General features: G+C 54.9%; 1 rRNA gene. It reads left to right on the forward strand.

Annotated features, from left to right (window positions below):
• Positions 1 to 235: ribosomal RNA gene (locus M3661_RS30140) — 16S ribosomal RNA — on the forward strand; the annotation flags it as partial.

Raw genomic sequence — 235 nt, forward strand, 5'->3', positions numbered from 1 at the left:
GTTAGCGGCGGACGGGTGAGTAACACGTAGGTAACCTGCCCATAAGACTGGGATAACCCACGGAAACGTGAGCTAATACCAGATAGGCATTTTCCTCGCATGAGGGAGATGAGAAAGGCGGAGCAATCTGCCACTTATGGATGGACCTGCGGCGCATTAGCTAGTTGGTAAGGTAACGGCTTACCAAGGCGACGATGCGTAGCCGACCTGAGAGGGTGATCGGCCACACTGGGAC

This window comes from Paenibacillus sp. MER 180, from assembly GCF_023713665.1.
GTDB lineage: Bacteria > Bacillota > Bacilli > Paenibacillales > Paenibacillaceae > Paenibacillus_B > Paenibacillus_B suaedae.